Source organism: Candidatus Nitrosarchaeum limnium BG20, from assembly GCF_000241145.1.
Taxonomy (GTDB): Archaea; Thermoproteota; Nitrososphaeria; order Nitrososphaerales; family Nitrosopumilaceae; genus Nitrosarchaeum; species Nitrosarchaeum limnae.
The window spans coordinates 1-2,249 of record NZ_AHJG01000310.1 but is presented as its reverse complement, the minus strand read 5'-3'; the positions used below and the strand labels follow the sequence as shown (position 1 = coordinate 2,249).

The following is a 2,249-nucleotide window of genomic DNA, read 5'->3' as shown; positions in this document are numbered from 1 at the left end:
TCTTTATTTTTTTTAATTGTATTATATTCTACATCTAATAAAAATGGATTATACTCTGCAATTAATTTTAATATTGATATTCTTTCTTTTTCACTACCTTCAAATTTTCCACCCTCTGATTTTGGTCTTAAAGTACAAACTATTTTTTTTAAATCTTTTTTAATAATTTCTAGTGTTTTTGGAATTTCATTTATTTTTAAAAAATCAAATCGCACTTCTGCATAATCTGATCTTCTTAGTGTCTCTTTTAGATTTTTTTTAATCTTTATTGGTGAATCTTCTGCAATTGATACACATGTTTTGTATTTCATTTCACTTATTTTTCTAAGATGTATTCATCTGAAACTTCCATTCCAAAATGTCTACCTGTAGCTGATTTTGCATGTACCATTACGATGTCTCCTTTTTTTAGATGTGTAACTGATACTAGTTGTCCGTTTGGTCTTACAAATCGAATAGTCTCTGCATCTTGTGCAATAATTCCGCCAATCTCGTCACCTACAACTGCTTTGATCATCAACATTGGGCGTCGTTCTATTTTTGATCTTCCGACAGTGGCTCTTCTTGCATTGCCTTTGGAATTTATTATCAATACCTCTGCACCTGTTTCTACTTCTGAAAGATAATTTGTTGTTCCATCTGGAGAAAGTGTATAGCAATGCACTGCACCTGCATTGACTCTAAATGGCCTTGGTGATGTAAATGATGATCCCACTGATTCATTGTGAACCAAAAACAAAAAGTTTGATCTACTTCCAATTAACATTCCTTCCCCCTTATGTAATATTGATGCCGTATCTACACAAACTCTTTCCCCATCGCCTACTTCTTTTATCTCGATTATTTTTGCAGGTTTTAATTCAAAATTTCTAGTTCCTAAATACAACATGGCTTCCCTTACTTCATTAATTGAGGCTGTATTGAAAATCACTCCATCAACTCCTACTTCTAGTATTGAGAACATCTTTCTTACCTCTTCAGGCGTATTGGCTATGGCAAAAATTTTGGTGTTTATTTTATGAAGTTTTGCAATAATATTTTCAAGTGGGATTATCTTCCAATCTTTTACTTCGACTATTACAAAATCTAGTCCTTTTTTTGCTAATGTTAGAATATTTTCAATGTCTTTGTTGGATAGCACTTCAAATTTTTTACCTATTTTTTTCCCCTTTGGTTTTGCAGACCAGTCTTTTTCAACTACTATGTATTTTGCAGCAGGTGACGTGTATACTGTTTCTAATTTAATTTTTTTTGATCTATTTTTTTTGGATCTAGATATACTGTTTTAATTTTTTCATCTTGTAACTGAAGAAGAAATTTTGTTAATTGTCCTTGAGGAACTTTGGGTGAAATTATTAATTCTCTTGTCTTACTCAATTTTTTTCATTGCTTCCTTTGCGGATTCTTTTTTGAAAATTATTGATGCTAATGCTTCCACTATTTTATCTGGTTTTTTATGTGCAAAAATATTTCTACCATATGTTACTCCCTTTGCTCCGGCAGCCATTGCATCTTCTGTCATTTGAAGAATATCTAAATCTGTTTTTGATTTTGGCCCTCCTGCAATTACAATTGGCACTGGTGTACTTTTTACAATTTTTGCAAATGAATCAATATCTCCTGTGTATAATGTTTTTACAATATCTGCTCCACATTCTGCACCTATTCGTGCAACATGTCCTACCATTTCCGGATCATGTGGATTCTTGATGTTTTCACCTCTTGGGTACATCATTGCTAAAAGTGGCATATCCCATTTGTGACATTGCTCAGCAGTCATTCCGAGCTGTTCTAGCATCTCTGGCTCTTCTTTTCCACCAATGTTGATATGCAATGATACTCCATCTGCTCCCATTCTTACTGCTTCTTCTACCGTACCTGTGAGCATTTTGCGATTCGGAGACATTGATAATGATGTGCTACTTGAAAAATGTACTAAAACTCCAATCTTTGTTGGATTTGGTAATGTCTTAAGAATTCCTTTGTTTATGATAATACTGGTCAATCCGCGTGTTTCACATTTGTAAATTATGGATGCTGGGTCTGTTAGGCCTTCAATTGGTCCATTTGAAATACCGTGATCCATTGGGATGCACAACATTTTTCCTTTTCTTAGGATTCTATTCATACGAATCTGATGACCCGATACCATGGCTGAATCTGTTTTTAGTGCCCTACTTAAAAATAACGTGAATCTTTTAACTCGTAATTATCTGATTTGTGCATGAAATTGACTTTGCTTTGAATTC

General features: G+C 33.4%; 4 protein-coding genes. All 4 read right to left on the bottom strand.

Annotation, left to right across the window (positions count from 1 at the left end):
- A partial coding sequence (locus BG20_RS10930; protein WP_010195328.1) for a type I 3-dehydroquinate dehydratase occupies positions 1–311 on the bottom strand: 311 nt, incomplete at its 3' end.
- A gap of 5 nt (positions 312–316) precedes the next feature.
- Entirely contained in the window at positions 317–1,204 is an 888-nt protein-coding gene (locus tag BG20_RS10925) for a 3-dehydroquinate synthase II (RefSeq protein WP_238527620.1), read from the bottom strand.
- 32 nt (positions 1,205–1,236) lie between these two features.
- A complete protein-coding gene (locus BG20_RS13535) occupies positions 1,237–1,377 on the bottom strand; it encodes a hypothetical protein (protein ID WP_010195325.1) in 141 nt (46 codons plus the stop codon).
- Positions 1,370–2,152: a 2-amino-3,7-dideoxy-D-threo-hept-6-ulosonate synthase gene (locus tag BG20_RS10920; RefSeq protein WP_048097254.1), complete on the bottom strand. Its 783-nt coding sequence runs from the start codon at positions 2,150–2,152 to the stop codon at positions 1,370–1,372. Before BG20_RS10920 ends, BG20_RS13535 begins: the two co-directional genes overlap by 8 nt.
- Between the last annotated feature and the right edge of the window lie 97 nt (positions 2,153–2,249).